The sequence below is a fragment of the Paraburkholderia sp. Ac-20342 genome, assembly GCF_017104985.1.
Taxonomy (GTDB): Bacteria; Pseudomonadota; Gammaproteobacteria; order Burkholderiales; family Burkholderiaceae; genus Paraburkholderia.
The window spans coordinates 1-4,722 of sequence record NZ_JAAGPQ010000181.1 but is presented as its reverse complement, the minus strand read 5'-3'; the positions used below and the strand labels follow the sequence as shown (position 1 = coordinate 4,722).

Here is a 4,722-nt window from a genome sequence, read left to right as displayed (position 1 = left end):
CGACTGTCGACAGGGAGGAGACGTTGCTGCTGGTCGTGCTCAGGCCGGTGGACAGGGCGTTGACGACCGATGAGGTTGAGGTGGACAGCGAGGCGACGTTGCTGTTTGTTGTGCTCAGGCCGGTCGACAGGGAACTGGCTACTGTTGAGGACGAGGTCGATAGCGAGGCGACGTTGCTGTTTGTTGTGCTCAGGCCGGTCGAGAGTGAGCTTGCCACTGTTGAGGACGAGGTCGACAGTGAGGCCACGTTGCTGTTCGTCGTGCTCAGGCCGGTCGACAGGGAGCTTGCCACTGTCGAGGACGACGTCGACAGCGAGGCGACGTTGCTGTTCGTTGTGCTTAGACCCGTCGATAGTGAGCTCTCCACCGTCGACGACGACGTCGACAACGACGCCACATTGCTGTTCGTCGTGCTCAGGCCACTCGACAGCGACGCCACGTTGCTGGTCGTCGCGCTGATGGTGGTCGATAACGACGCCACGTTGCTGTTGGTCGTGCTCAGACCGGTGGACAGCGAGCTTTCTACCGTCGAGCTCAAAGTCGACAGCGAGGCGACGTTGCTGTTGGTCGTGCTCAAACCCGTCGACAGCGAGCTTTCCACCGTCGACGCCGAGGTCGACAGCGAGGCCACATTGCTGTTCGTCGTGCTCAGACCTGTCGACAGCGAACTCACCGCGGTCGACGTCGACGTCGACAAACTGCCGACAGCCTGATTAGTCGCATACAGTTGCGATCCGTTGATCGCATCGGTGCTCGTTTCCGTCACCTGTCCCGCTGCGACATTTGTAATCTGACGCTCCGCGTCCTGCGTCCCGACACTCACGACACTCGTCGGATTAGTACCCGCATAGGCATAGGTCGTACCACCTACCGTCCCGCTGGAAGTTGGATGAGGTACGTCGGTGATCGATCCCGAGCCGAGCGCCACGTCGCCCGAACTCGCCGTAGCCGTCGCACCATTGCCGATCGCGACGCTTCCTGTGGTGGACGTCGAAGTACCAGCGATTGTGTTTTGACCGAGTGCAACCGAACCCGGTCCTTGTGCCGTGTTCGTGTTGCCAATCGCCAGCGCGCCATCGCCGCTTGCCGTGTTGTTAGCCCCCAGCGCTGCAGCGCCCGTCCCGGTTGCAGTATTCGGATCACCAAGCGCGATCGCCCCGCTACCTGAAGCGGTCTGACCTTCCCCCAGTGCAATCGCGCCAGATCCCGACGCCACGGTCGAGTTATGACCACCCGCAATCGATCCCGGTCCGGCAGTTGTGCTTACGGTGTTGCCGTCCCCAATCGCGACCGTTGAAGCCGCTGCGGCAGTAGACTGATGACCGATCGCCACGCTCTGATCGCCGGCTGCATTGACAGCATTGCCTACAGCCGTTGCACCGGAACCGCTGGTGATGGCATCCACACCCGCAGAGAGTGCATTGATGCCGGTCGCACCATCATTGTTGTAATTGCCGCCCTGAACACCGTTGTCGTTGACGCTGTAATAATGCGTGCGCGTAGCCGATACAACCGTCGACAGCGACGACACATTGCTGTTCGTTGTGCTCAGACCCGTCGACAACGAACTTACACCAGTGGACAGCGAACTCTCCGTCGTCGAGGTAGACGTCGACAGCGACGACACGTTGCTGTTGGTCGTACTCAGGCCCGTCGACAGCGAGCTTTCCACCGTCGACGCCGAGGTCGACAGCGACGACACGTTGCTGTTGGTCGTACTCAGACCTGTCGACAACGAACTCACCGCGGTCGACGTCGACGTCGACAAACTGCCGACAGCCTGATTAGTCGCATACAGTTGCGATCCGTTGATCGCGTCCGTGCTCGCAGCACTGACTCGTCCGGCTGCGACGTTGGTGATCTGACGCTCCGCGCCCGATACGCCGACACTTACCACGCTCGTCGGATTGGCTCCCGCATAGTTGTACGTCACGTCCCCAACCGTGCCCGTCGCAGTCGCATTCGGTCCCGCCGTCACCGATCCCGAACCCAATGCGACATCACCCGAGTTCGCTACCGCCGTCGCACCCTTGCCGATTGCAGTACCGTTCGCGCCCGCCGTAGCCCCATCCCCCTGTGCTATGCCGTATGCTCCCGTGACCGCCGCCGCACGGCCAACTGCAACGCCCGAAGTCGCCGCAGCTGCAACGGACGACTGGCCGCCGAGGGCGATCGAATCCGATGCGGCCGCCTGCGCCCCCTTCGTCGCATTGCTACCGATCGCGATCGCGCCAGAACCTGACGCGATGACGGAATTAGCTTGCGACAACGGCGTCGTACCGTTACCACCCGCACCACCAATTGCAACTGAATTCAACGCATTGGCAGTCGAACCGAAGCCAAGCGCAGTAGCCGCTGTGCCGCTCGCGGTCGATTCAAGACCCGCCGCCGTCCCGAACAGTCCCGCGGACGACAGCAGGCCAGAAACTGTCGCACCGGTACCCGTTGCCTTGGCAAACGCACCCGATACCGTTACCCCCAAATTTCCGTTGCCGCTTGAGTTACAACCAACCACCATCGAATAGGTACCCGATCCATCCGCGGCATTACTCGACGTTGGTCCTGGATTGACGCGACCAACTACACCCGAACTTCCGGTATTGCACGACTGCACTGTATTGACAGTATTTGCATTGGCAAGCGAAGGTATCCCGATCACCAATGCCGTAATAACAGTGGCAACAACCGAAGACTTGTTCGGCTTGCCACGCGCCGAATCGATTTCCGATGTCGCAACCCATGTACCAAGCGCGTCATTCCAGATGACGCGGTAGATCCGGTTCATATTATTAGCACTCCGATATTTTATATGTAAAAATTACTACTTTCGTTTTTCGTCCCAGCCACTTTAGAGCGTGTTAAATACCTTGAAGTACTGGCACGGCGTGGACAGGCATGAGCATGGCGAAGACGATGAAGCGCCTGCCTGCGAGGGTCTCGGGCAGGCGCTCGCAATCGCGTGCCAGTCGCCTGAAGCGATTCAGCTATCCGAAGCTGGGCTCGACCACCCAGCGATGGGGCAGCAGCACGAAGCCTTTCTTTGCCTCGGGCAATCTGATGACCTGCAACTCCATACCTTCGGCGTGTGCGGCCTGCGCAACTGTGTCGCCGATATAGCCTTGGTCTGCAAAGGCGTGTTTTACCGTTTGCCCCGTGACGTACTCAAGCTGGCGGGCAAGCTCGTCGACCTGTGCGCGCTCCTGTTCGTTGGTGGGCGTAACGTGTACAGCGAGCAGCAGGCCCAGCGTGTCGACGGCCATATGAACCTTGCTGCCCCGCCTGCGCTTGTGAGAGCCATAGCCCGCGCACGGTCCGCTTTTGCGCGTGGACTGCAACGTGCGGCAATCGAGAATGACCCTGCTGCGCCACGCGCTGCACCGAGCGCAAATCGTTGACCATCTAGCACGGCGTGACCCCGAACCAGTTGTTCCACTGGCGCACGCTGTACCAGGACAGGAGCCTGTTGGCGGTCGAGGTTTGCGAGGGAGTGGTTCCCGCATCGGAGCGGGCCGATGCATTCAAACAGATTCGCGAGCTGCAGCGGATGCTTGGCAAAAAGACGATGGAGGACGAGATTCCCCGCGAAGCGGTCGAGTATGGTCCTGCAAAAAAATGGATGGCGTACTCGCCGTCGCTGCCGGAGGATGAGCGGTGAAACTGGTTTGTGAAGTTTCCGGCGTGTCGCGCCCGAACGTATCGGTACGCCGGGGGCGCGCGGCCACATGGCGCGATGGGCGGTAATCCAGGCAGACCGATGATGCGGTGGTGGTCGAAGAAATCCGCCGGGTTGTTGGTGATTTGCCCAGCTATGGCTATCGCCGCGTCTGGGAAGCGTTGCGCAATGAACGCGTTGCTGCCGGACAGGTACCGCTCAATGTGAAGCGCATCTATCGCGTCATGCGTGCGCATGGTCTGCTGATGCAACGCCGCCTGACTCAGCCTCGGTCGCAACGTCGGCACGATGGCAAGGTAGCCGTGGCGCGCAGCAACCAGCGTTGTTCGGACGGCGTCGAGTTCCGTTGCGATAACGGCGAACCGCTGCGCGTGACGTTCGTGCTGCACTGCTGTGATCGCAAAGCAATGAACTGGGCGGCCACGACGGCGGGCCGCAGCGGCGACATCGTATGTGACGTGATGCTTGCTGCAGTGGAAAATCGGTTTGGCAATGCGTTGCATACACCGTCCGAAATCGAGTGGCTGACCGACAATGGTTCGGGCTACACGGCCGACGACACGCGCCGGTTCGCAGTGGTCATCGGCCTGAAGCCATTGACCACGCCGGTGCGCAGCCCACAAAGTAACGGGATGGCCGAGAGCTCCGTGAAGGCCATGAAACGCGATAACGTCGCCTTCATGTGAAAGCCAGACGCGGCGACTGCGGCACGCAATCTGTACCATCGCGGTCGAGAATTACAACGAGAAGCATCCCCATAGCGCGCTGAAATACCGCTCGCCTCGCGAGTTCCGGCGCTCGATGGATTCAGTAATCCTTACTGTGATGCTGTGTCCGATCCTGCTGGGTCAAGTCCAATTCCGCCAGGTTTCCACATTTGGCTGAAAGCGCCTAACACGCTCTAGGAATATTTAATACAGACTGGAGCGGCCCCCTGAATCGCCGGACACAGTCTCCCGCTTAAACTAACGGGTAGGCATAGGACTGTGTTAATGGGATGGTCGCCCCCGCCTCCCCGGCAAGAGTACGCTATGGAGGCAATCACCAAG

2 protein-coding genes and 4 pseudogenes are annotated in these 4,722 nt (G+C 60.2%); 3 read left to right on the top strand and 3 right to left on the bottom strand.

Annotation, left to right across the window (positions count from 1 at the left end; translation table 11 throughout):
• Positions 1–713, top strand: a 713-nt coding sequence (locus G3N58_RS34425) for a hypothetical protein (protein WP_241017343.1), incomplete at its 5' end; no start/stop codon positions are given.
• Positions 714–721: 8 nt separating this feature from the next.
• Here the strand turns inward: G3N58_RS34425 and G3N58_RS34675 are convergent.
• Positions 722–1,333, bottom strand: a pseudogene (locus tag G3N58_RS34675) (adhesin); the annotation flags it as partial.
• A 244-nt stretch (positions 1,334–1,577) separates the two neighbouring features.
• On the opposite strand from G3N58_RS34675, the gene G3N58_RS34670 reads away from it, so the two are divergent.
• The gene (locus G3N58_RS34670; protein ID WP_346778318.1) at positions 1,578–1,784 is read left to right on the top strand and encodes a hypothetical protein; all 207 of its coding nucleotides are present in this window, start codon (positions 1,578–1,580) and stop codon (positions 1,782–1,784) included.
• A gap of 8 nt (positions 1,785–1,792) precedes the next feature.
• Here G3N58_RS34670 and G3N58_RS34665 read toward each other — a convergent pair.
• Both G3N58_RS34665 and G3N58_RS33400 read right to left on the bottom strand, forming a co-directional pair.
• Positions 1,793–2,785, bottom strand: a pseudogene (locus G3N58_RS34665) (ESPR-type extended signal peptide-containing protein); the annotation flags it as partial.
• A 73-nt stretch (positions 2,786–2,858) separates the two neighbouring features.
• Positions 2,859–3,399, bottom strand: a pseudogene (locus G3N58_RS33400) (transposase); the annotation flags it as partial.
• A 4-nt stretch (positions 3,400–3,403) separates the two neighbouring features.
• On the opposite strand from G3N58_RS33400, the pseudogene G3N58_RS33395 reads away from it, so the two are divergent.
• Positions 3,404–4,483, top strand: a pseudogene (locus tag G3N58_RS33395) (IS3 family transposase); the annotation flags it as partial.
• Positions 4,484–4,722 lie beyond the last annotated feature (239 nt).